Source organism: Halomonas sp. G15 (genome assembly GCF_021282295.1).
Classification (GTDB): domain Bacteria; phylum Pseudomonadota; class Gammaproteobacteria; order Pseudomonadales; family Halomonadaceae; genus Halomonas; species Halomonas alimentaria.
In genome coordinates, this window is record NZ_JAJSPA010000025.1 from 24260 (window position 1) to 50101 (window position 25842).

The 25842-nt window shown below is 66.7% G+C and carries 21 protein-coding genes; 5 read left to right on the forward strand and 16 right to left on the reverse strand.

What is annotated here, in order from left to right; genetic code table 11:
* Positions 1–3 precede the first annotated feature (3 nt).
* A complete protein-coding gene (locus LWH48_RS12265) occupies positions 4–2202 on the reverse strand; it encodes a TRAP transporter large permease subunit (RefSeq protein WP_232912797.1) in 2199 nt (732 codons plus the stop codon).
* Positions 2203–2346: 144 nt separating this feature from the next.
* Positions 2347–3507 carry a TRAP transporter substrate-binding protein DctP gene (gene dctP / locus LWH48_RS12270; RefSeq protein WP_232912798.1) on the reverse strand — a complete coding sequence of 387 codons (1161 nt, stop codon included), beginning with the start codon at positions 3505–3507 and terminating at the stop codon, positions 2347–2349.
* Between the two features lie 447 nt (positions 3508–3954).
* Here dctP and LWH48_RS12275 point away from each other — a divergent pair, with 447 nt between their 5' ends.
* A complete protein-coding gene (locus LWH48_RS12275) occupies positions 3955–4878 on the forward strand; it encodes a DMT family transporter (protein WP_232912799.1) in 924 nt (307 codons plus the stop codon).
* Here LWH48_RS12275 and fdhF read toward each other — a convergent pair.
* The 5 genes from fdhF to LWH48_RS12300 form a co-directional block, all read right to left on the reverse strand.
* The gene (fdhF, locus tag LWH48_RS12280; protein WP_232912800.1) at positions 4838–7681 is read right to left on the reverse strand and encodes a formate dehydrogenase subunit alpha; all 2844 of its coding nucleotides are present in this window, start codon (positions 7679–7681) and stop codon (positions 4838–4840) included. The two genes, LWH48_RS12275 and fdhF, sit on opposite strands and share 41 nt — an antisense overlap.
* A 10-nt stretch (positions 7682–7691) precedes the next feature.
* Positions 7692–9410 (reverse strand): NADH-ubiquinone oxidoreductase-F iron-sulfur binding region domain-containing protein, encoded by a 1719-nt coding sequence (locus tag LWH48_RS12285; RefSeq protein ID WP_232912801.1) that lies wholly within the window; start codon positions 9408–9410, stop codon positions 7692–7694.
* Positions 9411–9480: 70 nt separating this feature from the next.
* Positions 9481–10185 carry a monofunctional biosynthetic peptidoglycan transglycosylase gene (mtgA, locus tag LWH48_RS12290; protein WP_232912802.1) on the reverse strand — a complete coding sequence of 235 codons (705 nt, stop codon included), beginning with the start codon at positions 10183–10185 and terminating at the stop codon, positions 9481–9483.
* Positions 10186–10296: 111 nt separating this feature from the next.
* Positions 10297–11154, reverse strand: a complete 858-nt coding sequence (gene fghA, locus LWH48_RS12295) for an S-formylglutathione hydrolase (RefSeq protein ID WP_232912803.1) — start codon at positions 11152–11154, stop codon at positions 10297–10299.
* Positions 11155–11223: 69 nt separating this feature from the next.
* Positions 11224–12333: an S-(hydroxymethyl)glutathione dehydrogenase/class III alcohol dehydrogenase gene (locus LWH48_RS12300; protein WP_232912804.1), complete on the reverse strand. Its 1110-nt coding sequence runs from the start codon at positions 12331–12333 to the stop codon at positions 11224–11226.
* A 125-nt stretch (positions 12334–12458) separates the two neighbouring features.
* On the opposite strand from LWH48_RS12300, the gene LWH48_RS12305 reads away from it, so the two are divergent.
* Positions 12459–13349, forward strand: a complete 891-nt coding sequence (locus tag LWH48_RS12305; RefSeq protein ID WP_232912805.1) for a LysR family transcriptional regulator — start codon at positions 12459–12461, stop codon at positions 13347–13349.
* 58 nt (positions 13350–13407) lie between these two features.
* Here LWH48_RS12305 and LWH48_RS12310 read toward each other — a convergent pair whose 3' ends face one another.
* From LWH48_RS12310 to LWH48_RS12330, 5 genes are all read right to left on the reverse strand, one after another.
* Entirely contained in the window at positions 13408–14391 is a 984-nt protein-coding gene (locus LWH48_RS12310) for a branched-chain amino acid ABC transporter permease (protein WP_232912806.1), read from the reverse strand.
* A gap of 4 nt (positions 14392–14395) precedes the next feature.
* A complete protein-coding gene (locus LWH48_RS12315; RefSeq protein ID WP_161431306.1) occupies positions 14396–15283 on the reverse strand; it encodes a branched-chain amino acid ABC transporter permease in 888 nt (295 codons plus the stop codon).
* 57 nt (positions 15284–15340) lie between these two features.
* Complete coding sequence (locus tag LWH48_RS12320; protein ID WP_232912807.1) at positions 15341–16561, reverse strand: ABC transporter substrate-binding protein; 1221 nt, start codon at positions 16559–16561, stop codon at positions 15341–15343.
* 84 nt (positions 16562–16645) lie between these two features.
* A complete protein-coding gene (locus LWH48_RS12325) occupies positions 16646–17338 on the reverse strand; it encodes an ABC transporter ATP-binding protein (RefSeq protein WP_232912814.1) in 693 nt (230 codons plus the stop codon).
* 62 nt (positions 17339–17400) lie between these two features.
* Positions 17401–18174: an ABC transporter ATP-binding protein gene (locus tag LWH48_RS12330; protein WP_232912808.1), complete on the reverse strand. Its 774-nt coding sequence runs from the start codon at positions 18172–18174 to the stop codon at positions 17401–17403.
* Positions 18175–18500: 326 nt separating this feature from the next.
* On the opposite strand from LWH48_RS12330, the gene LWH48_RS12335 reads away from it, so the two are divergent.
* On the forward strand, positions 18501–19157 hold the full coding sequence (locus LWH48_RS12335; protein ID WP_161431303.1) for a hypothetical protein: 657 nt from the start codon (positions 18501–18503) through the stop codon (positions 19155–19157).
* Between the two features lie 105 nt (positions 19158–19262).
* Here LWH48_RS12335 and rpoD read toward each other — a convergent pair whose 3' ends face one another.
* Positions 19263–21095: an RNA polymerase sigma factor RpoD gene (gene rpoD, locus LWH48_RS12340; RefSeq protein ID WP_232912809.1), complete on the reverse strand. Its 1833-nt coding sequence runs from the start codon at positions 21093–21095 to the stop codon at positions 19263–19265.
* Between the two features lie 25 nt (positions 21096–21120).
* On the opposite strand from rpoD, the gene LWH48_RS12345 reads away from it, so the two are divergent.
* Positions 21121–21327, forward strand: coding sequence for a hypothetical protein (locus tag LWH48_RS12345; protein WP_161431301.1), 207 nt, complete (start codon positions 21121–21123; stop codon positions 21325–21327).
* Between the two features lie 8 nt (positions 21328–21335).
* Here the strand turns inward: LWH48_RS12345 and dnaG are convergent, their stop codons facing one another.
* Both dnaG and rpsU read right to left on the reverse strand, forming a co-directional pair.
* Positions 21336–23192, reverse strand: a complete 1857-nt coding sequence (gene dnaG, locus LWH48_RS12350) for a DNA primase (RefSeq protein WP_232912810.1) — start codon at positions 23190–23192, stop codon at positions 21336–21338.
* Between the two features lie 151 nt (positions 23193–23343).
* The gene (gene rpsU, locus LWH48_RS12355; protein WP_016416934.1) at positions 23344–23559 is read right to left on the reverse strand and encodes a 30S ribosomal protein S21; all 216 of its coding nucleotides are present in this window, start codon (positions 23557–23559) and stop codon (positions 23344–23346) included.
* A gap of 261 nt (positions 23560–23820) precedes the next feature.
* On the opposite strand from rpsU, the gene tsaD reads away from it, so the two are divergent.
* Positions 23821–24858, forward strand: coding sequence for a tRNA (adenosine(37)-N6)-threonylcarbamoyltransferase complex transferase subunit TsaD (tsaD, locus tag LWH48_RS12360; protein ID WP_232912811.1), 1038 nt, complete (start codon positions 23821–23823; stop codon positions 24856–24858).
* 125 nt (positions 24859–24983) lie between these two features.
* On the opposite strand, the gene plsY is transcribed toward tsaD, so the two are convergent.
* Positions 24984–25571: a glycerol-3-phosphate 1-O-acyltransferase PlsY gene (gene plsY / locus LWH48_RS12365; protein WP_442908315.1), complete on the reverse strand. Its 588-nt coding sequence runs from the start codon at positions 25569–25571 to the stop codon at positions 24984–24986.
* Between the last annotated feature and the right edge of the window lie 271 nt (positions 25572–25842).

A 25842-nucleotide genomic window follows, 5' to 3' on the forward strand; every position in this document is an offset into this window, starting at 1 on the left:
CCATCAGCCGTAGGCCAGGTTGGGCAACCAGGTGACCAACGCCGGGAACAGGATCACCAACAGCAGTCCCAGCGCCTGGATCCCCAGGAAGGGGAAGGAGGAGCGGAAGATCTGCGCCATAGTGATATGCGGCGGACACACCCCCTTGATATAGAAGAGCGCATAGCCGAACGGCGGGCTGAGGAAGGACATCTGCATGTTGACCAGGTAGATGACACCGAACCACAGCGAGACATCGGCCGGGTCGACGCCGGGCAGGCCGAACACGCCATCGAAGGTGAGTCCCTTGATCAGCGGCACGAAGATCGGCACCGCCAGCAGCAGGATGCCCACCCAGTCCAGGAACATGCCCAGCGCCACCAGCAGCACCATCATCAGCGCCAGCACCGCGTAGGGGCCGAGGCCCGCACCGGAGATCAGCTCCTGCACGAAGGTCTGGCCACCCTGAAGGATGTAGAAGCCGACGAAGATGCTGGCACCGAAGATGATCCACATCACCATCGCCGAGGCGACCAGGGTGGTCATGCAGGCCGCGTGCAGGTTGGGCCAGGTAAGGCGTTTGTGCATCGCGGCCACCACCAGGGCGCCGAAGGTGCCGATGCCGGCCGCCTCCACCGGCGTGGCGATGCCGGTGAAGATGATACCCAGCACCAGCACCACCAGCACGATGGGCGCCAGCATGTTGCGCAGCAGGCGCAGCTTCTCCTTCATGTCGACGCGGTCCTCGACCGGCATCGGCGGCGCCATGTTGATGTTGAGGGTGCCGCGCATCCAGCAGTAGAAGCCGTACATGAAGGCCAGCAGCAGGCCGGGCAGCAGCGAACCGAGATAGAGCTCGCCCACCGACTGCTGGGCGATGACGCCGTAGATGATGGCCAGTATCGAGGGCGGAATCAGGATGCCCAGGGTGCCGCCGGCCATGATCGAGCCGATGGCGATCTCCGGATCGTAGTTGCGCTTGAGCATCGCCGGCAGGGCGATCAGGCCCATGGTCACCACCGCGGCGCCGATCACGCCGACCATGGCGGCCAGCAGCGTGGAGGCGATGACGGTGGCGATCGCCAGGCCCGCCTTGAGGCCGCCCATCCACTTGTAGACGACGTCGAACAGCTCCTCGATGATCCCCGCCTTCTCCAGCACCGAGGCCATGAAGATGAACAGCGGGATGGCCGAGAGCTGGTAGTTGGTCATCATCGGGAAGATGCGCGACGGCATCAGGTTGAGCATGTTCTGATCGCCCACCAGATAGAGGAAGGCCACGCCCAGGCCACCGGTGACGAAGGCCAGCGGCAGGCCCGCCACCAGCACCACCATCAGGGTGCCGAACATCACCAGCGTCAGGCCGCCGATGCCCACTCCACTCAGGATGTTCTCGAGACTGCCGGCCAGGCTCTCGTAGTCGGTGGTGGCGATATTGACCATCTCGAACAGGGTCCACGCCGCCAGCACCACGCCGAGGGCCACCAGCAGGTTGGGGAAGCCCTGCCCCCGCTCGTCCCGAGCACGATGGTGACGGAAGGACTGGACGTCACGGATCAGCTGAGCGATGCCCTGCAACAACAGCAGCAGTGCGCCGAAGAACAGCATGAACTTCACCGGGTAGTACTGCACCGCCCATTCGGTGAAGGAGACCTCGTTGGCGTAGCTCGAGCCGAAGAAGAGCTGGTCGCTCACCGACTGGGAGAAGAATTTCCAGCCGGTCACCAGCAGGGCCAGGGTGAAGATGAAGAAGAACACCGAGGTCAGCAGGTCCAGGGCCGCCTTGGTCAGCGGCCGGGCACGCTGGTAGAGGATGTCCACGCGCACGTGGCCGCCCTCGCGCAGGGCGAAGGCGCCCGCCATCAGGTACTGCATGCCGAACATCAGGGTCATCGACTCGTGGGCCCAGTTGGTCGGCGAGTTGAAGGCGTAGCGCATCAGCACTTCGTAAGCGAACACGAAGGGCGCGACCAGCGACCAGTAGGCCACGTAGCGGCCGAAGAAGCCTGAAATGCGGTCGATGACCAGGGTAAACAGGTTGCCCGGGGGCTGGAAGCCGACCTCGACCTCCTCGCCGGCGGGCACCTCGGCGATCTCGCCTCCGTCGATGCTACCGCCGCGGCGGAAGCTGCGATCGACGAAGAACATGACCACCAGGGGCAGGAAAATCAGCACCGACCAGTAGAGCCAGTGGGGCAGAATGAAATTGATCTCGAAATTCATGAAAACTCCTCCGCGGTGCCATCACCTCCCGGCGATGGCGACGGATCATCGAGCCGACGGGATGCGGGGTTGAGAGTTATGCCCTAGGCAAGCCGGGTGCTGCGGCCCTCGGCGCACAACACCCGGCAGGGTCGAGCAGGAAGGTCAGACGTTGAGTTCGTAATCCTTGATGTCGTCCGGGGTGATCAACGCCACCGCAGGGTCCATCATGGTGTCGAGGTGCGCCTTGAAGAGCCGCGCGGCATCCGGGTCCTTGTTGGCCCACTTGAACCACAGCGGGATGGCGACTTCGCGGAAGCGGGTGGCGTCCTCCTCGGAGAGGTGGATGATCTCGACGCCCTTCTCGCGGTACTTGGGCCAGGCCTCGGCGTTGGCCTTCTGGATCGCGGCGTAGTGTTCGCGGGAGTAGCCGGCAACCAGGTCGTGCATCAGGTCCTGGGTCTGGGAGGACATGCGCTCGTAGACGCGGCGGTTGACGGCGATATCCATGAGGTCGACGGACTGGTGCAGACAGGGCGTGGAGGGCGGGCCCATGATGATGTAGTCGGCCACCTGCCAGAAGCCCAGCTCGTAGTTGACCGCGGCACCGGTGAAGTCGGCGGCATCGATGGTGCCCTTCTCCAGGGCCGGATAGACCTCGGAGCCCGGCAGCAGGGTGGTACGCGCGCCCATGGCGGCGAAGGTCTCGGCGACGATGCCGCCCGGCATGCGGATCTTGACGCCATCGAAGTCGTCGAAGCTGCGCAGCGGCACCTTGGAGTGGATCAGGTTGAGGTCGTGGTGGACGTAGCCCAGCAGCTCCTGGCCCTGCTTGCGGTAGAGGTCCTTGGCGATGTCAAAGCCGCCGTAGGCACCGAACATCATGTCCCACTGGTGGGGCAGCGAGAGGCCCATGGGAAAGGCGGTGAGGAATACGCCGGCGGGCATCTTGCCGGGCCAGTAGACGGTGAACCAGTTCTGGCCGTCGAGTACGCCGTTGCGCACGGCATCGGCGACCTCGAAGGCACCAGCCACGGCACCGGCCGGAAAGGGCTCGATACTTACCTCGCCGCTGGTCGCTTCGACGACGCCCTTGGCCCAGGCTTCGAAGGTGCGGTAGCCGACGGTGCCCGGCTGCCAGGAGGACTGCATGCGGATGCGGATGCCCTCCTGAGCCTGGACGTTGCCGATCCAGGGCGCCGCCACGGCGGCGGCGGAACCGACCGCGGCGGCCTTGAGGAAGCGGCGGCGGGCGGGCTCGCGACGAGCCGTGGCCTCTTCGCCGGGGGACGTGATGATGCGTGACGGCTGCTTGTCGTCTTGCATGACATGAACTCCAGATGGCGGCGGTCGGCTCCTCTCGGGATGACGACCGGATCTTGTTGTTGTCTTCCCTGGGTCGGCAAGTCGTTCGCGGGCAGCTCAGCGGCCTGGAACGACAGCGTGTTCGACTCCATCGAACACGGACAGTGAGGGCGCGAGGGGCGCCTCCCCTGAGAAAACTAGCGAAAACCCAACGCCCAGCCAACGTACTGATTCAACGGACTCCTGATCGCCGACGTCGTACCACTGTGCCGATATGAGATACAAGGCCATGTAAAATATGGAAAAAAACTGGTCTGACCAGTTAGCCAATCGACATTGGCTATACGACCAAAGCACGAGCGGGGGCGGGTCATCCGACACATCTTGTCCCGGCAGAGCGACGGCGGCCGGTTGGCAAGGGATTAACCAGAGGCCATGATGCGGGCTTTGCCTCGCAAGGATGCCTCTATGGACTCACTCGCCCCCCACCGGCTCTGGCTGGCCATCATGCCGCTGCTGTTCGTGGCACTGTGGAGCACCGGCTTCATCGGCGCCAAGTTCGGCCTGCCCTATGCCGAGCCCTTCACCTTCCTGTTCATCCGCTTCGCCCTGACACTGGCGCTGCTGGTGCCCCTGGCCCACTGGCTCTCCGGCGAGTGGCCCAGGGGACCCGCGCTATGGGGGCATATCGCCGTCTCCGGTCTGCTGGTGCACGGAGCCTATCTGGGAGGCGTGTTCTACGGCATCTACCTGGGCATGCCGGCGGGGCTCGCCTCGCTGCTGGTGGGACTGCAGCCGTTGCTGACGGCGGGGCTGGCCGGGCCGCTGCTCGGGGAGCGGCTGGCGATGCGTCAATGGCTGGGCCTGGCGCTGGGGCTGGCCGGGGTGATCCTGGTGCTGGGGGGCAAGCTCGACCCGGGGGAGAGCCTGTTCCAGGGCTTCGGCCTGGGGGCGCTGGGCGCGGTGCTTGTGGCGCTGCTGGGCATCTCCGGCGGCACGCTCTACCAGAAGCGCTACTGCACCGGAATGCCGCTGCTCTCCGGCACCGTGGTGCAGTATCTGGCGGCGGCGACCCTGCTGGGCCTGGGTGCCCTGCTGTTCGAGGAGCGCGATGTCGAATGGTCCGCCACCTTCGCCATGACCCTGGGGTGGCTGGTGCTGGTGCTCTCGATCAGTGCCATCCTGCTGCTGATGGCACTGATCAAGCGCGGCGAGGCCTCGCGGGTGGCGAGCCTCTTCTATCTGGTACCGCCGGTCACCGCCCTGCAGGCGTGGTGGCTGTTCGACGAGGCACTGCCGCCAGTTTCGCTTCTGGGCATGGCCATCGCCATCGCCGGGGTGGTGCTGGTGGTCAGGACACCGCCGGCGACAGCCGACAGGCGGCGTACTTGAACTCCGGGATCTTGCCGAAGGGATCCAGCGCCGGGTTGGTCAGCAGGTTGGCCGCCGCCTCCACGAAAGCGAAGGGCACGAACACCATGCCCTCGGGCATCCGCGGATCGGCCCGTGCCACGAGGGTGATCGTTCCGCGCCGGGTGGCGATGGTGATCGATTCCCCCGGGGCCACGCCCAGGCGCCCCAGCTCCGCGGGTGCCAGGCTGGCGGCGGCCTCTGGCTCCAGGTCGTCGAGCACCCGACTGCGACGGGTCATGGCGCCGGTGTGCCAGTGCTCGAGCAGGCGCCCGGTGGTCAATACCGTCGGGTAGTCGGCGTCCACCGGCTCGTCCGGCGGCAGCGGTCGGGTGGGCGAGAACTTCGCCCGCCCGCCGGCGCGCGGGAAGGCATCGGAGAACACCACGTCCGCTCCCGGGGCATCGTCCGCCGGGCACGGATAGGTCACCGAGCCCTCGTCCTCGAGGCGCTCCCAGCTGATGTGGTCCAGCGAGTGCATTCCCTGCTTCATCTCCGCGAACACCTCCCGCGGGTGGGCATAGTCCCAGACCAGGCCGAAGCGCCGGGCGATCTCCTGGATGATCCACCAGTCGGGTTTCGCCTCTCCCGGCGGCGCCACGGCGGCGCGTCCCAGCTGCACCTGGCGATTGGTGTTGGTCACCGTGCCCTCCTTCTCGGGCCAGGCACTGGCCGGCAGGATGACGTCGGCAAACTGGGCGGTCTCGGTGACGAAGAGGTCCTGCACCACCAGGTGCTCCAGGGCCGCCAGGGCCTGCCGGGCGTGATGGAGGTCGGGGTCGGACATCGCCGGGTTCTCGCCGAGGATATACATCCCCTTGATGGTTCCGGCCAGGATGGCGTCCATGATCTCCACCACGGTCAGTCCCGGCGTCGCGTCGAGGGGCGTATTCCACAGCTCCTCGAAGGCAGCGCGCAGCTGGGCATCGCCCACCGGCTGGTAGTCGGGCAGCACCATGGGGATCAGGCCGGCATCCGAGGCGCCCTGGACGTTGTTCTGCCCGCGCAGCGGGTGCAGGCCGGTACCCGGGCGACCGGTGTGGCCACAGGCCAGGGCCAGCGAGATCAGGCAACGGGCGTTGTCGGTGCCGTGAACATGCTGGGAGATGCCCATGCCCCAGAAGATCATCGCCCGCTCGGCCCCGGCATAGGCCCGGGCGAGCTCGCGAACCGTCCCGGGGTCCACGCCGCACAGCGGCGCCATGGCCTCCGGGGTCATGTCGACCACGCTGGTCGCCAGCGCCTCGAAGCCCTCGGTGTGGGCGTCGATATAGGCCGGGTCATACAGCTTTTCGGCCACGATGACATGGAGCATGGCGTTGTAGAGCGCCACGTCACCGCCGGGGGTGAAGCGCACGCTGCGCCAGGCGTAGGCGTCCAGCGCCTGGCCACGAGGGTCGAGGATGATCAGCCGGGTGCCGTTTCTCGCCGCCTGCTTGAAGTAGGTGGCAGCCACCGGGTGGTTCACCGCCGGATTGCAGCCGGTGAGGATCACCACATCGGCCTGAAGCGCCTGCATGAACGACGCCGTGACCGCCCCTGAGCCCAGACACTCCATCAGCGCCGCCACGGAGCTGGCATGGCAGAGCCGCGTGCAGTGATCGACATGGTTGGAACCGAAGCCGGTGCGCACCAGCTTCTGGAACAGCCAGGCCTCCTCGTTGGAGCACTTGGCGCTGCCGAAGCCGGCCAGCGCATCGGGGCCGTGGGCCGCCTTGAGTCCGGTGAGCCCGTTCGCGGCGAGATCCAGCGCTTCCTCCCAGCTCGCCTCGCGGAAGTGGGTCAGTGGGTTGGCGGGATCGAAGCCGGGATCCATGCCCTTGGGCGCTCCCTCGCGGCGGATCAGCGGTCGGGTCAGCCGGGCCGGATGGTTGGGGTAGTCGAAGCCGAAGCGCCCCTTGACGCACAGCCGGCCCTGGTTGGAGGGCCCATTGCGGCCCTCCACGAAGAGGATCTGTTCATCCTTGACGTGGTAGGTGAGCTGGCAGCCCACGCCGCAGTAGGGGCAGATGGAATCGACCGTGCGGTCAGCCACGGCGGAGTCGCCGCGACCTGCCTCATCGATCAGGGTCGCGGGCATCAGCGCCCCGGTGGGGCAGGCCTGGACGCACTCGCCGCAGGCCACACAGGTGCTCTCCCCCATGGGGTCGTCGAAGTCGAAGACGATCTTGGCCGCCGCCCCGCGATGCGCCAGGCCGATGACATCGTTGCCCTGCACCTCGCGGCAGGCGCGCACGCAGAGGCCGCACTCGATACAGGCGTCGAGGTTGACGTTCATGGCCGAGTGGGTGGCGTCATGGCCGTCGGCATGGGGCAGCGTTGCCGAGCGTGCGGCGACATGGTGCACCGTGGGCGCCTCGCGCTCCGTCCGGGACGGCAGGTGCTGACGCACCGCACCGACGTCGATGGCCAGCCGGTCGGCCATGGCCCAGAGGTGACTCGAGCGGTCGGGGCCGGCATCGCGTTCGGGCTGGTCGGCGAGCAGCAGTTCCATGACCCCCTCACGCGCCTCCCGGGCGCGCTCGGAGCCGGCGCTCTTCACCACCATGCCCGGGGCCGCCTCGCGGATACAGCTTGCGGCGAGTACCCGCTCGCCCTCGATCTCCACCATGCAGGCGCGGCAGTTGCCGTCGGAGCGGTAGCCGGGGGCATCCTTGAAGCAGAGGTGGGGGATGGTCTCGCCGGCGCGCCTGGCCACCTGCCACAGGGTCTCGCCGGGACGCGCGCTGACCTCGACGCCATCCAGGGTCAGGGTGAAGCTGTCGTTGCTGCTGGAGTCACTCATCTCGACCTCCCTACCCTTTCGCGATCAGGTGCCGGGCTTCGAGCTCACCGCGGAAATCGCGCAGCAGGCTCGTCACCGGATTGGGCGCCGCCTGGCCCAGGCCGCAGATGGAGGCATCCGCCATCACCCGGGCGAGACGCTCGAGCTGCTCGACATCCCACTCATCGCGTTCGAGCAGGGTGAGCATCTTCTCGGTGCCCACCCGGCAGGGCGTGCACTGTCCGCAGGACTCGTCGGCGAAGAAGCCCAGCAGGTTGGTCGCTACCGCCTTCAGATCATCCTGGTCCGAGAGCACGATGATCGCCGCCGAGCCGATAAAGCAGCCGTGCTCCTGCAGGGTATCGAAATCCAGCGGGATGTCCGCCTTGCTGGCGGGGAGGATGCCACCGGAGGCACCGCCGGGCAGGTAGCCGACGAGGCGATGCCCCTCGGCCATGCCGCCGCAGTACTCCTCGATCAGCTCGGCGAGCGTGATCCCCGCCGGGGCCAGGTGCACCCCGGGCCGGGCAACCCGCCCGGAGACCGAAAAGCTGCGCAGGCCATGGCGCCCGTGGCGCCCCTGGGCGGCAAACCAGTCGGCACCCTGCTCCCAGATCCGCGGAACCCAGTAGACGGTCTCGACATTGTTGACCAGGGTGGGCCGGCCAAAGAGCCCGCGCTGTGCCACGAAGGGCGGGCGATGGCGCGGCTTGCCGGGCTTGCCCTCCAGGGATTCGATCAGCGCCGACTCCTCGCCACAGATATAGGCACCGGCCCCCCGGCGCAGCACGATATAGCCCGGCGGTACGAGGCCTCCGGCCTCGAGCTCGGCGATGGCCTCGGTGAGCACCCGATGCAGGCCGGGATACTCGTCGCGCAGGTAGATATAGAGGGCCTCCGCCTCCACCGCCCAGGCGCCCACCAGGGCCCCTTCCAGGAAGCGATGCGGCTCATGCTCGAGATAGTGGCGGTCCTTGAAGGTACCGGGCTCCCCCTCGTCGGCGTTGATCACCGCATAGCGGGGTCCGGGCTCGGCGCGCACCGCCTGCCACTTCCTGAAGATCGGGAAGCCGGCACCACCCAGGCCACGCAGCCCGGCATGCTCGAAGGCCTCGCAGAGCGCCGCGAAGTCCACCTCGCCGGCCTGGCATGCGGCCAGCAGCCGATAGCCACCCGCGGCGCGGTAGTCGGCCAGGCGCTGCCAGAGGATCGCCTCGGGGTGGAAGTGGCCGGTATCCACCACCGCCTCGACCCCCTCCGCGGTGGCGTAACGGACGTGCAGGTGGCCCACCTGGGCCACCGGCGCACTGTCGCAGCGCCCCATGCACGGCGCCCGCAGCACCCGCACCGCCTCGGGGTCGGCACCGGACGCGAGCCGCTCGTGCAGCGCCTCGGCGCCGGCCAGGCGACAGGAGAGCGAGTCGCACACCCGCACGGTGAGTGCCGGCGGCGGCGCCTGGTCGTCGTGGACCACGTCGAAGTGGGCATAGAAGGTGGCGGTCTCGTAGATAGCCGCCATGGGCAGGGCCATGTAGCTGGCCAGCGCCCGCAACTCCGCCATGGCCAGGTGGCCGTGGGCGTCCTGGAGGACGTGGAGGTGCTCGATCAGCCGGTCGCGGCGACGCAGCGCCGGATCGGCACGCTCGTCGCCGAGCAGGGCGCGCAGCCCGCTCAGCGCCAGCGGTGCCAGCTCGCGGCCACGCGACTGACCGCGGCGGCGTGCTCGTTGGGGGCTGGTGGTATCGTGCATGGCGGCCTCGCTATTCTGCTCTTGTCATTGTGGCTGTAATGCGGGCGATCATGCTCGCCGTAAGCTTCGCCTAGAAATTCTGCAGGTAGGCGACGCCTCCCAGGTTGCTCATCTGCCGGCGGATCCAGGCGCTGCGTTGGACCACCCCGGGAGAAGGCCGAGCGGCATCGCGACCCCGCGGGTCGGGCAGGATCGCCGCCAGGCGGCTGGCCTGGGCCGCGCTGAGCCGCTCGGCGGAGACGCCGAAGTAGTGCTGGGCCGCTGCCTCCAGGCCGAACACGCCGCTATCCCACTCGGCGATATTGAGGTAGACCTCGAGGATGCGCTGCTTGGGCCACAGGGCCTCGATCAGCAGGGTAAACCACGCCTCGAAGCCCTTGCGCACCCAGCTGCGCCCGGTCCACAGGAAGAGGTTCTTGGCGGTCTGCTGGCTGAGGGTGCTGGCCCCGCGCAGCCGACCACCGTTGCGGCTCGCCTGCCAGGCACGACGAATCTCCACCAGGTCGAAGCCGTGGTGCTCCAGGAAGCGCTGGTCCTCGGCGGCGATCACCGCCAGCTTGGCGTGGTCAGAGAGCGCCTCCCAGGGTCGCCAGCGGTGCTGGATGTCGATGGGTTCCCGGGACACCCAGGAGTGCACCTTGCGCTCCACCATCACCATGGAACCGAATACCGGGGCCTGGCGGAACAGCAGCACCAGCAGCACCGAGAGCACCACGAAGCCCAGGCACGCTCTCCACAGCCAGCCCCATAGTCTGCGTCTCCACCTGGCGATCATCGCCGACCTCGTCGCATGCGTCTCTCCCCTCGTCCCGGGCCCTGATCACGGCCCCACAGCCCTCATGCGGCCAGTATAGGGCCCCGGTCGCCTCGACGGGAGGCAGCTGCCTCAGCGCTTCTTGTGCAGTCGCTCGGCGTGGTAGCGCAGGTGATCCTCGATAAAGGAGGCAATGAAGTAGTAGCTGTGATCGTATCCCGGCTGACGGCGCAGGGTCAGCGGATGGTCGTGCTCGGCACACACCGCCTCGAGACGCTCGGGCTTGAGCTGCTCCTCGAGGAAGTCATCCGCCTCGCCCTGGTCGATGAACAGCGGCTGGCTGGAGGCGCCACGGGCTACCAGTTCACAGGCGTCGTACTGGGTCCACTTGCCGCGGTCATCGCCGAGATAGCTCGAGAAGGCCTTCTGCCCCCAGGGGCACTCGGAGGGGTTGACGACCGGCGCGAAGGCCGACACCGAGCGATAGTGGCCCGGCCGACGCAGCGCCGCCACCAGTGCACCGTGACCGCCCATGGAGTGGCCGCTGATCGATTCGCGACCGTTGACCGGGAAGTGCTGGCGCACCACCGAGGGCAGCTCTTCGGTCACATAGTCATACATGCGGTAGTGACGCTTCCAGGGCTCCTGGGTGGCGTTGACATAGAAGCCGGCGCCGGAGCCGAAGTCATAGCTGTCATGCTCACCCGGCAAGTCGGTGCCCCGCGGGCTGGTGTCGGGGCAGATGATGGCGATGCCAAGCTCCGCGGCGAGGCGCTGGGCCCCGGCCTTCTGCATGAAGTTCTCGTCGCTGCAGGTGAGCCCGGAGAGCCACCACAGCAGCGGCACCCGCTGGGTCTCGGCCTGGGGCGGCAGGTAGATGGCGAACACCATCTCGCAGTCCAGCGCCCGGGAGCGGTGGCGGTAGCGTTTGTGCCAGCCGCCGAAGCTCTTGTTGGCCGATACCAGCTCGAGGTTCTCAGTCATGGTCATCGAGGTGTCTCCTGAAGGCCGGGGAGTCCCCGGCCTGCACTTGGCGGAAAGGGCGCGGGCAAGTATCGGTCAATAGTGAAGCACGGTGCGGATGCTCTCACCCCGGTGCAGCAGCTCGAAGGCCTCGTTGATCTTCTCGAAGGGCATGTCGTGGGTGATGAAGTCGTCGATATTGATCTCGCCGTTCATGTACTGCTCCACGTAGCCCGGCAGCTCCGAGCGGCCCTTCACGCCGCCGAAGGCGGAGCCCTTCCAGACCCGACCGGTGACCAGCTGGAACGGACGGGTGCTGATCTCCTCGCCGGCACCGGCCACGCCGATGATCACCGACTCGCCCCAGCCCTTGTGACAGCACTCCAGCGCCGAGCGCATGACGTTCACGTTGCCGATGCACTCAAAGGAGTAGTCGACGCCGCCATCGGTCATGTCGACGATCACCTCCTGGATACTGGAAGAGTGATCCTTGGGATTGACGAAGTCCGTGGCGCCGAACTGCTCGGCTAGCTTGAACTTCTCGGGGTTGACGTCGATGGCGATGATGCGGCTGGCCTTGGCCATTACTGCGCCCTGGATCACCGCCAGGCCGATGGCGCCCATGCCGAACACGGCAACGGTGGAGCCCGGCTCGACCTTGGCGGTATTCATCACCGCGCCGATACCGGTGGTCACGCCACAGCCCAGCAGGCAGATCTTGTCCAGCGGCGCCTCCTTGGAGACCACCGCCAGGGAGACTTCAGGCAGCACGGTATACTCACTGAAGGTGGAGCAGCCCATATAATGGTGCAGCATCTTGCCGTCCAGCGAGAAGCGTGACGTGCCATCGGGCATCAGACCCTGGCCCTGGGTGGCGCGTACCGAGCTGCACAGGTTGGTCTTGCCGGAGAGACAGAACTTGCACTTGCCGCACTCGGCGGTATACAGCGGGATGACATGGTCCCCGGGACGCACGCTGGTGACGCCTTCGCCCACCTCCTCGACGATGCCGGCGCCCTCATGGCCCAGCACCGAGGGGAACAGACCCTCGGGGTCGGCACCCGAGAGGGTAAAGGCATCGGTGTGACAGACGCTGGTGGCGGCCATGCGCACCAGCACCTCACCGGCCTTGGGGCCCTCGACATCGATCTCGACCAGCTCCAGAGGCTTGCCCACTTCCAGGGCAACGGCGGCGCGTGATTTCATATTCGTTCTCCTCGCTTGGGAAAGTTCAGATACAGTCTAGGCTATAAACCGAACCGGTATAAACCGCACCAAAGGCATTACATTATTGCCACACAGCAACAATCTTGCATTCTTCAGGAGAGTCCATGCAGCGCTGGGATCGTATCGAAGCCTTCGTCGAGGTGGTGCGGCTGGGTACCTTTGCGGCGGCCGCGCGGGAGCTGTCGGTCTCCAACTCCCACGTCAGCCGGCTGGTGGCCCAGCTCGAGCAGCAACTGGGCACTGCCCTGCTCTACCGCACCACGCGCCAGATCCATCTGACCGACGCCGGCACCCTCTACTACCGCCAGTGCCGCCAGCTGTTCGACGGCTTCCGCGAGGCCGAGGCGGCGATCGGTGATCTCCAGGACCGCCCCCGGGGAAGGCTCTCCCTGACCTCGGCCACCACCTTCGGTGAGCGCTTCATCGCGCCGCTGGTCAACGACTTCCTGCTCGAACACCCTCAGCTGGAGGTGCGCATGCACTTCACCAACCGCCAGGTGGATATCATCGACGAGGGGTTCGATGTGGCGATCCGCATGGGCCGCCTGGAGGACTCGAGCCTGGTGGCCAGGCGACTGTGCGAACGCCGCGAGTATGTGGTCGGCGCCCCGGCCTACTTCGAGCATATCTCCCAGCCCCATGCCCTGGCCGAGCTTTCCCGCCACCGCTGCCTGGTCGGCAGTCGTGACCATTGGCGCTTCGCGGTGGATGGCGTGCGTCGCGAGGTACGCGTCAGTGGCTCGTGGCGAGCCAACTCGGGGCCTGCGCTGCTCGATGCCGCCCTCAAGGGGCTGGGGCTGGCCCAGCTGCCCGACTACTACGTGGAGGAGCATCTGGCGAGCGGCGCCCTGATCTCGGTGCTCGACGCCTATCGCCACGACGACACGGCGGTCTGGGCGGTCTTCCCCCGCCACCGCCAGCGCTCGCCCAAGCTGCAGCGCTTTCTCGACCACCTGGTGGCCTACCTGCCGCAACGCCTGTCCAGCGCGCATTGAAAAGGCGCCCCGCGAGGCGCCGTAAGTCATCGTATAAGCTCATCGCAGGAACCGGGGTTCACTTGAAGTTCTTGCGCACCATCTTCTGGATCTCGCCGACGATGCCGCTGCGGAAGCTCAGCACACAGATCACGAAGATGGCGCCGAGGATCACGCTGACCCAGTTGCCGAGCGGCGACTGTGCCAGCTGGGTCTGCAGGCTGACCACCACGCCGGCACCCACCAGGGGGCCAAACAGCGTGCCCACACCGCCCAGCAGGGTCATAAGGATCACCTCGCCGGACATGTGCCAGTGGGCATCGGTCAGCGAGGCGAGCTGGAAGACCACGGTCTTGGTGGAGCCCGCCAGGCCCGCCAGGCCCGCCGAGAGCACGAAGGCCACCAGCTTGTAGGCATCCACGTTGTAGCCCAGCGACACGGCGCGCGGCTCGTTCTCGCGGATCGCCTTGAGCACCTGGCCGTAGGGCGAGTGCACGGCGCGCTGGATGATGGCGAAACCGATCACGAACACCGCCAGCACGAAGTAGTACATGTTGAGGTTGCTGTCGAGGCTGATCAGCCCGAACAGCGCGCCCCGCGGCACCCCGTGCAGGCCATCCTCGCCGCCGGTGAAGGGCGCCTGGACGAAGAAGAAGAACATCATCTGCGCCAGGGCCAGGGTCACCATGGCGAAGTAGATGCCCTGGCGGCGGATCGCCAGGGCGCCGAACAGGGTGCCCAGCACCACGGCGGCGAAGGTGCCGATCAGGATACCCAGCTCGGGGGTCAGCCCCGGGTAGCTGGCCAGCATGATGCCGGTGAAGTAACCGCCGGTGGCCAGGAAGGCGGCGTGCCCGAAGGAGAGCAGGCCGGCGTAGCCGAGCAGCAGGTTGAAGGCGCAGGCGAACAGCGCGAAGCACAGCACCTTCATCAGGAACACCGGGTAGGCCACGAAGGGGGCCACCAGGGCGATGGCGATCAGCACCAGGTAGAGAACGTTGCGACGCAGCCTGGCCTGGCGGCGGCGCTGCATGGCGAGAGTCAGGGTCTGGGTTGCCGACATGGCGTCAAGCCTCCTTGCCGAAGAGTCCCGCGGGACGCAGCATCAAAACCACCACCATCACCACGAAGATCACGGTGTTGGCGGCCTCGGGGTAATAGACCTTGGTCAGGCCCTCGATCAGGCCCATGGCCAGGCCGGTGATGACCGCACCGATGATCGAGCCCATGCCACCGATCACCACCACCGCGAAGACCACGATCAAAAGGCTCGAGCCCATGGTCGGCGACACCGGGTAGAGCGGCGCGGCCAGCACCCCAGCGAAGGCGGCCAGGGCCACCCCGAAGCCGTAGGTCAGGGTGATCAGCTGGGGCACGTTGACCCCGAAGGCCTGCATCAGCGACGGGTTCTCGGTGCCGGCGCGCAGGTAGGCGCCCAGGCGGGTGCGCTCGATGATGAACCAGGTGGCCAGGCAGACCACCAGCGCCGCCAGCAGTACCCAACCGCGATAGGTGGGCAGGAACATGAAGCCCAGGTTCATCCCGCCCTGCAGGGCCTCGGGCGTGGGATAGCTCGAGCCCGAGACGCCGAAGAAGTTGATCAGGGTGCCCTCGAAGATCAGCGCCAGGCCGAAGGTGAGGAGCAGCCCGTAGAGGTGGTCGAGGTGAGCGATGCGACGCAGGATAAAGCGCTCGATCAGCATACCTAGCCCGCCTACCACCAGCGGCACCACCAGCAGCGCCGCCCAGTAATTGAGCCCCAGATACTGCAGGCCCAGCAGGGCCACGAAGGCGCCCAGCATGTACATGGCGCCGTGGGCGAAGTTGACGATCTTCAGCAGGCCGAAGATCACCGCCAGCCCCAGGCTCAGCAGGGCATAGAAGGCACCGTTGATCAGGCCCAGCATCAGCTGGCCCATGAACACCATCACCGGCACCCCGAAAATCATTGTCATCTCATGGGCCTCCCGTCAGCTGGCGGCGGCCGTAGCCGCCGCCGGTTCCACATCCGCTCAGTTGTTGACCAGGTCGCACTGGCTCTCGGAGAGCGGGCGGTAGGCCTCTTCTGCCGGGATGGTGGCGAGGATCTCGTAGACGTCCCACTCACCGGTGGACTCTTCGGGCGTCTTCACGCGGGCCAGATACATGTCGTGGACCATGCGGCCATCCTCGCGGATGCGACCGTTGCGCGAGAAGAAATCCTCCACCGGGCGCTCGGCCATGGCCGCGCGGATCGCCTCGGGATTATCGGTGCCCTCCTCTGCCACGGTCTCCAGGTAGTGCATGGTGCTGGAGTAGATGCCGGCCTGGACCATGGTCGGACGCGCGCCTACCCGGTCGAAGTAGCGGTCGGCCCACTCGCGGGCCTGGTCATCCATGTCCCAGTACCAACCGGTGGTCAGCAGCAGGTTCTGGGTATCCTCGAGGCCCATGGAGTGGACGTCGTTGAGGAAGATCAGCAGGCCGGCGAGCTGCTGGCCGGACTGGGTCAGGCCGAACTGGCTGGCGGTGGAGATGGCGTTGACGGTATCGGCACCGGCATTGGCCAGGCCGACGATCTTGGCGCCGGAGCCCTGGGCCTGGAGGATATAGGAAGAGAAGTCACTGGTCGGGAAGGGGTGACGCACGCCGCCGACGATCTCCCCACCGTTCTCCTCCACTACCTTGGTCACGTCGCCCTCCAGGGCATGGCCGAAGGCGTAGTCGGCGGTGAGCATGAACCAGGTATCGCCGCCCTGCTCGACCACCGCCTTGGCGGTGCCGTTGGCCAGCGGGTAGGTGTCATAGACCCAGTGGATATGGTTGGGGGTGCAGTGCTCGTTGGTGATGCTGGAGGCGGCAGAGCCGGAGACGATGCCCAGGCCGTCGTTCTCCTCGATCACCTTGGTGGCAGCGATGGAAACCGAGGAGGCCACCAGGCCGGCGACCAGGTCGACGTTGCGGGTGTCGAACCACTCACGCACGGTGTTGGCACCCACATCGGCGCTGTTGCGGTCATCGGCGCTGAACACCTCGATGGGGGCGCCGTTGACCTCGCCACCGAAGTCCTCGATGGCCATCTCCAGGGCCGAGAGGCCGCCGGGGCCGGCCAGGTCGCGGTAGGTGCCGGACATGTCGGCGAGATAGCCGATGCGCACGGCATCATCACTCATCTGGGCCTGGGCGCCGGTGGCCATCAGGGTGGCGGTGGCCAGGGCAACGCTGGTAGCGAGAATCTTGCGGTTGAAGGTCATGATTGACTCCGTGGCCCACGAGGGGCGGTTTGTTGTTGTCGATACGGTTGGCGGTGGTGAAACTGCCGGGCGACGGGCGTGCCGTCACACCCCCAGCAGGCTGTTGAGGTGGTCGCGACGCGACGGCAGTTCGGCGGCGCTGATCTCCTCGATGATGCGACCGTGCTCCATCACGAAGTGACGGTCGGCCAGCGGCGCGGCGAAGCGGAAGTTCTGCTCCACCAGCACGATGGTCATGCCCCGCTCCTTGAGCTTGACCAGCACCTCGCCGAGCGCCTGGACGATGACCGGGGCGAGGCCCTCGGTGATCTCGTCGAGCAGCAGCAGCCGCGCCCCGGTGCGCAGGATCCGCGCCATGGCCAGCATCTGCTGCTCGCCGCCGGAGAGCCTCGTGCCCTGGCTGCGGCGCCGCTCGTAGAGGTTGGGGAACATGGCGTAGATCTCGTCGAGGCTCATGCCATCGGAGCGCACTGTGGGCGGCAGCAGCAGGTTCTCCTCGACGTCGAGGCTCGAGAAGATGCCGCGCTCCTCGGGGCAGTAGCCGATGCCCAGCCGCGGGATGCGGTGGGGCTTCATGCCCAGGGTCTCGTTGCCGTTGATCATGATCGAGCCGGTGCGCCGACCAACCATGTTCATGATCGACTTCAGGGTGGTGCTGCGCCCGGCGCCGTTGCGGCCGAGCAGGGTCACAAGCTCGCCGCGCTTCACGTCGAAGTCGACGCCGTGGAGGATGTGCGATTCGCCGTAGAAGGCGTGCAGGTCGCTGACCCGCAGCATCTCGGCGCCGTCATGGTGGGGATGGGCGTCGCGAGTCCCGCTGATCGCCTCGGCTGCCTGGCTCATGCGCTGGCCTCCTCTTCCGCCGCGTCGCTGCCCATGTAGGCCTCGCGCACCTGGGGGTTCTTCGACACTTCCTGATAGTCGCCCTCGGCCAGCACGGCACCGCGGGCCAGCACGGTGATGCGGTCACACAGCCGGCTGACCACGCTCAGGTTGTGCTCCACCATCAGCACGGTGCGCCCCCTGGAGACGCGACGGATCAGCTCGACGATGCGATCGACGTCCTCGGCACCCATGCCCTGGGTGGGCTCGTCGAGCAGCATCAGCGTGGGTTCCAGCGCCAGGGTGGTGGCCACCTCCAGGGCGCGCTTGCGCCCGTAGGGCATCTCCACGGTGAGCACATCGGCGTACTCGGCCAGACCCACCTCGGCGAGCAGCTCCAGGGCACGGTCGTTGAGGTGGTCGAGGCTGCTCTCGGGCTTCCAGAAGTGAAAGGAGGTGCCCAGCTTGCGCTGCAGCGCCACCCGCACGTTCTCCAGGGCGGTCATGTGACCGAACACCGCGGAGATCTGGAAGGAGCGCACCAGGCCGAGACGCGCGATCTCGTTGGCCTTCATGCGCGTGATGGGCTTGCCGCGATAGAGAATCTCGCCGCGGGTGGGCGGCAGGAACTTGGTCAACAGGTTGAAGACGGTGGTCTTGCCGGCCCCGTTGGGGCCGATCAGGGCATGGATATGCCCCTCCTGAACCTGCAGGTTGACGTCGTCCACGGCGGTGAAGCCGCGAAACTCCTTGGTCAACCCGCGAGTCTCCAGTATGAACTCCTGGGTCATGGATCGTCCTCTCGGGGTCGCATCGCGCGACCCGCCGTGGTGCTGTTGTCGTTGTTGTCGGCCGTTGTCGTCACCGGCATGACAGCGGGGGTCAGCCGGCATCGGACGGGTGGCGACCCTCTGTTGGCCACCGGCCTCGGCACTTTACGTTAACGTAAGCTAGAGGAGTGATTCCGGCTCGGCAATAGGCCAGGGTAAAAACAAGACTAATGGTGTAGGCCCCGTGAATTCAATAGCTTGCAAACAACTAGCCAGCAAGGTTAGCCACCGCTTGGCGGGGCAGGTAGAATACGCAAACACTATTGCCTGCATATTCGAACTTCGCCATGACCCATAAGTCTTTGCCCGAGCCTTCCTGGCCCATCGGGTTCCGTGCCGTATGCCTGCGTGCGACGCTCTATATCCTGCTGGTGGCGGGAATCGCCCAGGGGGTCTTCTACGAAGCCCTGTACTTCCCCGATGACCGCTTCTCCGAACGCGGCTTCACCGAACTGGCCCAGACCAGCCTGCTGGCCACCGCTTCCGCCCTGCTGCTCTACGTGATGCTCGGGCTGCGCCAGCTGCGCCTCGTCGCCCTGCTGATGTTCGGATTCCTGTTCGCCTCGCTGATCCGCGAGCAGGATGCATTACTCGATGCTCGGGTCTTCGACGGGGCCTGGCAGCTGCTGGTCAGCCTCACGGTGCTGCCGATCCTGTTCGTGGTCATCCGCCACCGGCGCGCCTTCGTGGCCGAGTTCGCCGCCTATTCCAACAGCCTCTCCTTCGGCCTGTTCGCCGCGGGCTTCTTGACCACCTACGTCTTCTCGCGCCTCTACGGACGTGGCGACTTCTGGCAGGCGATCCTGCAGGAGAACTACCTGCGTGATTTCAAGAGTGCCGCCGAGGAGGTGGTGGAGCTGTTCGGCTACGCCCTTCTGCTGATCGCAGTAATCGAACTTGTCCTGCTGGCCCGCCGCTGGGCCCTGGCGCGCAAGGCGGGCTGAGCCTCCGGCGCACGGCCGCCGACAACACAAGAAGCCCCGACAGGCCTGGCCTGTCGGGGCTTCTTCATGGCGCCAACGCCGGCCGGAGCCGGCGCGATTCGCACCCTACTCGTCGAGGAAGGAGCGCAGCGGCTCGGAGCGGCTGGGATGACGCAGCTTGCGCAACGCCTTGGCCTCGATCTGGCGGATCCGCTCGCGGGTGACGTCGAACTGCTTGCCGACCTCCTCGAGGGTATGATCGGTGTTCATGTCGATGCCGAAGCGCATGCGCAGCACCTTGGCCTCACGCGCAGTGAGGCCGCCCAGCACGTTGCGCGTCGCCTCGATCAGCCCTTCTCCGGTGGCGGAATCGATGGGCAGCACCATGGAGCTGTCCTCGATGAAGTCGCCCAGGTGCGAGTCGTCATCGTCGCCGATGGGCGTCTCCATGGAGATCGGTTCCTTGGCGATCTTGAGCACCTTGCGCACCTTGTCCTCGGGCATCTCGAGACGCTCACCCAGCTCCTCGGGGGTGGGCTCGCGTCCCATCTCCTGGAGCATCTGCCGGGAGACCCGGTTGAGCTTGTTGATGGTCTCGATCATGTGCACCGGGATGCGGATGGTGCGCGCCTGGTCGGCGATGGAGCGGGTGATCGCCTGGCGAATCCACCAGGTGGCATAGGTGGAGAACTTGTAGCCACGGCGATACTCGAACTTGTCCACCGCCTTCATCAGGCCGATGTTGCCCTCCTGGATCAGGTCCAGGAACTGCAGGCCACGATTGGTGTACTTCTTGGCGATGGAGATCACCAGGCGCAGGTTGGCCTCGACCATCTCCTTCTTGGCGCGGCGTGCCTTGGCCTCGCCGATGGAGAGGCGACGGTTGACCTCCTTGATCTCCTGCACCGGCAGGCGAACCATCGCTTCCTCGAAGGCGATCTTGCGCTGGGCGCGCTGGATATCCGTGCGCAGCGGCTCGAGGCGGTCGGCATACTTCGGGTGCTCGCCGGCGAAGGCATCCAGCCACTCGGGATCGGATTCACTGCCCGGGAAGGCCTTGATGAAGGTCTTGCGCGGGATGCGTGCCTTCTTGACGCACAGTTGCATCACCGCCTTCTCCTGGGCGCGCACCTGCTCGACGCTGATGCGCACCTGATTGACCAGGCGCTCGAAGTGCTTGGGCACCAGCTTGATCGGGGAGAACAGTTCGGCCAGCCGCGCCAGCTCCTCCTGGGCGGGCTTGGCGTGGCGGCCGTGGGCCTCGATGGCTGCCTGGGCCGCAGCGTTCTGCTCGCGGATCTGCTCGAAGCGCGCACGGGCCTCCTCGGGATCCGGGCCGCCGGTCGTCTCCTCCTCGGCCTCGCCGTCCTCGTCGTCGTCATCCGCCGCCTGGGGCTCCTCCTCGGGGACCTCCGCCTCGGCCACACCGGGAATACCTTCGTCGGGATCGATGAAGCCGGAGAAGAGGTCGGAGAGACGGCCGGGGGCCTCCTCGTCCTGGGTGGCATCATAGGCATCGAGGATGGAGTCCACCGCGCCGGGCAGGTAGGCCAGCGCCGACATTACCTCACGGGTGCCCTCCTCGATGCGCTTGGCGATCTCGATCTCGCCCTCGCGGGTCAGCAGCTCCACCGTCCCCATCTCGCGCATGTACATGCGCACCGGATCGGTGGTGCGACCCACGTCGCTTTCCACGGCGGCCAGAGCCGCCACGGCCTCCTCGGCCGCCGACTCGTCGGTGGACTGATCCGACATCATCAGGGTGTCTTCATCGGGGGCTTCCTCGACGACGCTGATGCCCATGTCGTTGATCATGCCGATGATATCTTCCACCTGATCCGGGTCGGCGATATCCTCGGGAAGGTGGTCGTTGACCTCGGCATAGGTCAGGTAGCCCTGTTCCTTGCCGCGCGCGATCAACTCCTTCAGACGCGACTGCTGCTGCGCATTTCCAGCCATAGAAACCCTATCTCGACGAAGAAGAATGAAGCACCTGAAGCGCTGGGTGGAGAAAACTCATAAAGCCGAACAGTATAGCGGCAGAAAGCACCTTTCTGCCAGTTCGATCTATTTGCGCGGTCATTCAGGTGTGTTAGGTTGTCAGGTTACGCCGGTGCCGAGCGATGTCTCCTATGTGGGGATGTTAGGAGAGAAATCAACCGCAGCGCCAATCCGTCGTGTGTTTTTTTGACCTTCCGGTCAGCGATGCAGTTCGGTGATCAACGCCATCAGTCGCTGCTTCTCCTCCCGCGACAACCGCTCACCCGCCTTCTCCCTGGCCAGCAGTGCGTCGAACTCCTCCTGGGGTGAGCGCCTGCGACGGTGCCGCCGGAAGTGAGCCACCAGCCCCTCCAGCTCGGCACCCCTTGCCGGCTTCGGGATCAGCAGCTCACGTCGTGCCAGTGCCGCCAGGCGCTCACCCTCGGGACTGCCATGGAAGTGCGCCAGCAGCACCTGGGGGCTGCGGTAGCCACCGGCCCTCAGCAGGCGGATCACCTCGCGACACAGCACCCCGTCGGGCTCCTCTTCCGGACACCAGTCGTCCTCCTCGGGCAATCGCGACACCAGCGCCGGCTCGTGAAGCAGCAGCTGCAGGGCGCGCGCCGCCAGGCTCAAGGCCCCACCGGAGCGACGCGCAAGAGCGGCACTGCTCTCACCCCGGGGCGGCGGCTCCGACATGGCGCTGCCTTCACCCCCTTCCATGGCGGCTGGCTCCTGTGCGCCGCGCGACTCTCGCCCCGCCACACCCTCGCCCCTTGCCAGCAGGGCCGAGAAATTCGCCGCCTCGACGCCGGTGCGCCGCGACAGCTCGCTCAGCATCAGCGACCTGAGCACCCCTTCCGGCAAGCGCCCGATCGCCTTCAGCACCTGGCTGGCGTACCGCTCGCGATCCTCTATGCGCGCCAGGTCGCGGCCTGCCGCCGCCTGGTCGAAGAGGAACTCCGACAGCGGGCTGGCGCAGGTGATGCGATCCTGGAAGGCCTCGCTGCCCTCGCGACGCACCAGAGTGTCCGGATCCTCCCCCTCGGGCAGGAACAGGAAGCGTGCCTGGCGGCCATCGATCATCAGCGGCAGCACCGTCTCCAGCGCCCGTGTCGCGGCCTGGCGTCCGGCACGGTCGCCATCGAAGCAGAACACCACCTCGTTGACCAGCCGGAACAGTCGCCCGAGATGCTCCTCACTGGTGGAGGTGCCCAAGGTGGCGACCGCATTACGGATGCCGAACTGGGCCAGGGCCACCACGTCCATATAGCCCTCGACGATCACCACCCGCTCCAGACGGTGATCGGCCTGGCGCGCCTCGTAGAGGCCATAGAGCTCGCGGCCCTTGTGGAACACCGGGGTCTCGGGCGAATTGAGGTACTTGGGCTTGGCATCGCCCAGCACCCGCCCGCCGAAGCCGATGGTGCGCCCCTTGATATCGCGGATCGGGAACATCACCCGGTCGCGGAAACGGTCGTAGGTGCGTCCGCTCTCCTCGCGATGCACCAGCAGGCCATACTCCACCTGCACCGCCTCACCGACCCCGCGCTCACCGAGGTGGCGCTTGAGGCTCTCCCAGGTGTCCGGGGCATAGCCGACACCGAAGGTGTCGATCACCTCAGGCGCCAGGCCGCGGCGCTCCAGGTACTCCCGGGCGCCCTGGCCCTCCGGCATCTTCAGCCGCTCGCGAAAGAAGCTGGCCGAGAGCTCGAGGAGGTTCACACCCTCCTTGCGCTTGCGCTCCCGGGCCTGGGCACGTGGGTCGTCGGCCCCCTCACGTGGTACTTCCATACCCAGGCGGCCGGCCAGCTGCTCCACCGCCTCGGGGAAGCGCAGCTTGTCGTACTCCATCAGGAAGCGCAGGGCATTGCCGTGGGCGCCGCAGCCGAAACAGTGATAGAACTGCTTGTCGGCACTCACGGTAAACGACGGCGTCTTCTCCTGATGGAAGGGACACAGGCCCGAGTAGTTGCGCCCGGCCTTCTTGAGCTGGACTCGCTCACCCACCACCTCGACCACGTCGACGCGGGCCAACAGGTCATCGATGAAGCGCTGGGGAATCTGTCCGGCCATGAAGTCGGATCACCTCGACGGCTGCGGTGTGATCACCCTGGGTCGACGGCAGCCGCCACCGACCCGGAAAAAACAAGCGGCCACCGGATGGCGGCCGCTTGGCGTCCTCCTGAGACAGCCCGGGCCTGGGCCCCGACGTCTCCAGTACGGATCAATAGAGCCGTTCGAAGCGCTTGCGCTCACGCTGGAGCTTCTTGGCGTGACGCTTGACGGCAGCCGCCGCCTTGCGCTTGCGCTCCGCAGTCGGCTTCTCGTAATGCTCGCGACGACGCACCTCGGAGAGAACACCGGCTTTTTCGCAGGAACGCTTGAAGCGACGCAGCGCGACGTCAAACGGCTCGTTATCTCGTACTTTGACAGAAGGCATTAAGCACTCACCTACCTTAGGTAACTAGAGTTCGGTTAGTACGCACACCCCTGCGGGTGGCACGTTTCGCGACGAACAAACGCCCGGAACGCCTGAGCGCGCCGGAAAACGAGGGTATCGGTCGCGGAATTTCGCCACCTGGGTGCACGACCCAGTCTTGCAGCGCACAGTAGTCTAGACCTCACGCCCGGCCTATGCAAATGCTTTCCGCGTCCTTTCCACGTAGAATGGCGGCCATTTCCGAGACACCGAGCCGACACCATGCGCGTACTGGGCATCGAGACCTCCTGCGACGAGACCGGCGTCGCCCTCTTCGACACCGAGCGCGGCCTGCTGGCCGACGCCCTCTACAGCCAGGTCGCCATGCACGCCGAATATGGCGGCGTGGTGCCGGAGCTGGCCTCCCGCGATCACACCCGCCGCCTGCTGCCGCTGATCCAGCAGGTGCTGGACGAGGCGGGCCTGGTCCGTGCGGATCTCGACGCCATCGCCTACACCGCCGGCCCTGGCCTGGTGGGGGCTCTGATGGTGGGCGCCGCCACTGCCCACGGCATGGCCCGGGCGCTGGGCATCCCGGTACTCGGCGTCCACCATATGGAGGGCCACCTGCTGGCACCCATGCTGGAGGATGACCGTCCCGCTTTCCCCTTCGTGGCCCTGCTGGTCTCCGGCGGCCATACCCAACTGGTCGAGGTGCGCGGCCTCGGGCGCTACACCCTGCTCGGCGAATCGGTTGACGACGCCGCTGGCGAGGCCTTCGACAAGGCGGCCAAGATGCTGGGCCTGGACTACCCCGGTGGCCCCCAGATAGCGCGCCTGGCCGAGCACGGCGACCCCGCACGCCTGCGCTTCCCGCGACCGATGACCGACCGCCCCGGTCTCGACTTCAGCTTCTCGGGGCTCAAGACTCACACCCTCACCGCCATCCGCCAGCTCGAGGAGACGGGCAAACTCGACGACCAGGCCCGTGCCGACGTGGCCCGCGCCTTCGAGGAAGCGGTGGTCGACACTCTGGTGATCAAGTGCCGCCGCGCCCTGGATCAGACCGGCCTCAAGCGCCTGGTGGTGGCCGGCGGGGTCAGCGCCAATACCCGACTGCGCGAGCGGCTGGAGCGCGAGTGCGCAAAGCGCGACGCCCGGGCCTACTATCCCCGGGGGCGCTTCTGCACCGATAACGGCGCCATGATCGCTTATGTGGGCGCCCAGCGACTGCAGGCCGGCGAGCGTGACGAGACCGGCGTTATGAAAGCAGTGCCGCGCTGGCCCATGGATACCCTGGAACCGCCTGCCGGGAGCTGAACGGCGCCATGATCGCGCTCTTTATGTCACAGCGCGCAACGCCTGCAGGCCTGCGAGCGTGACGAGACCGGCGTTATGAAAGCAGTACCGCGCTGGCCCATGGATACCCTGCAAGAGCCGTAAGCTTACAAGGGCGGCTCGTCGCCGCGTCCCAGGCGCTGGATATTGAGCACGTGGCGCACCAGCACCAGCAGGGTGAAGGCGATCACCACGATGACGTAATCCGGCGCCAGCCACAGGCTGGCCAGGGGTGCGGCGGCGGCGCTGGCCAGGGACGCTACCGCGGCGGTGCGCACCCGCCAGGCGAGCAGCGCCCATAGCACGGCACACACCAGCGCCACCCCCGGAGTCAGCACCAGCATCACGCCGAAGGCGCTGGCCACCGCCTTGCCGCCACGGAAACGGTGCCAGGCCGGGTAGCTGTGGCCCAACAGCACGGCCAGGCCAACCACCCCCTGGGCCCAGGGCGGCAACCCCAGCAGGAGCGCCAGCGCCAGGGCCGGTACCCCCTTGGCGGCATCCACCAGCAGGGTCGCCAGGGCAAGTCGCCGGCCGTGCAGGCGCAGGACATTGGAAAACCCCGGGTTGAAGGAGCCTGCCAGGCGTGGATCGCCCACGCCGGCCAGCCGGCAGACGGTGAGCGCGCCGAGCCAACTGCCGCTGAGATACCCCAGCAACGCCAGCGGCAGCAGCGTGATCAGTGGCGCCTCCACGGCCGGCCCTCCTGCAACGGGAACCCGGCCATTCTGACAGCCCCGCCCCGAGCTGTCCCGCCGCCAAGGTGTTCGGCCAAAGCTCTCGCAGTTACAGAAACCAAGGGGCGCTGGGGACAAGCCGTAGAGGAGGTCCTACGCCATGGATGGCGTCGGTAGCAATGGGATGGAGTCCTCCCCACCCTATATCGGCGTCATTGCGCCACACTGGTGGGCGGGAACACCAACCAGCCTGAGGGTGAGGAGAACTCGTCATGAACATTACCCGTGT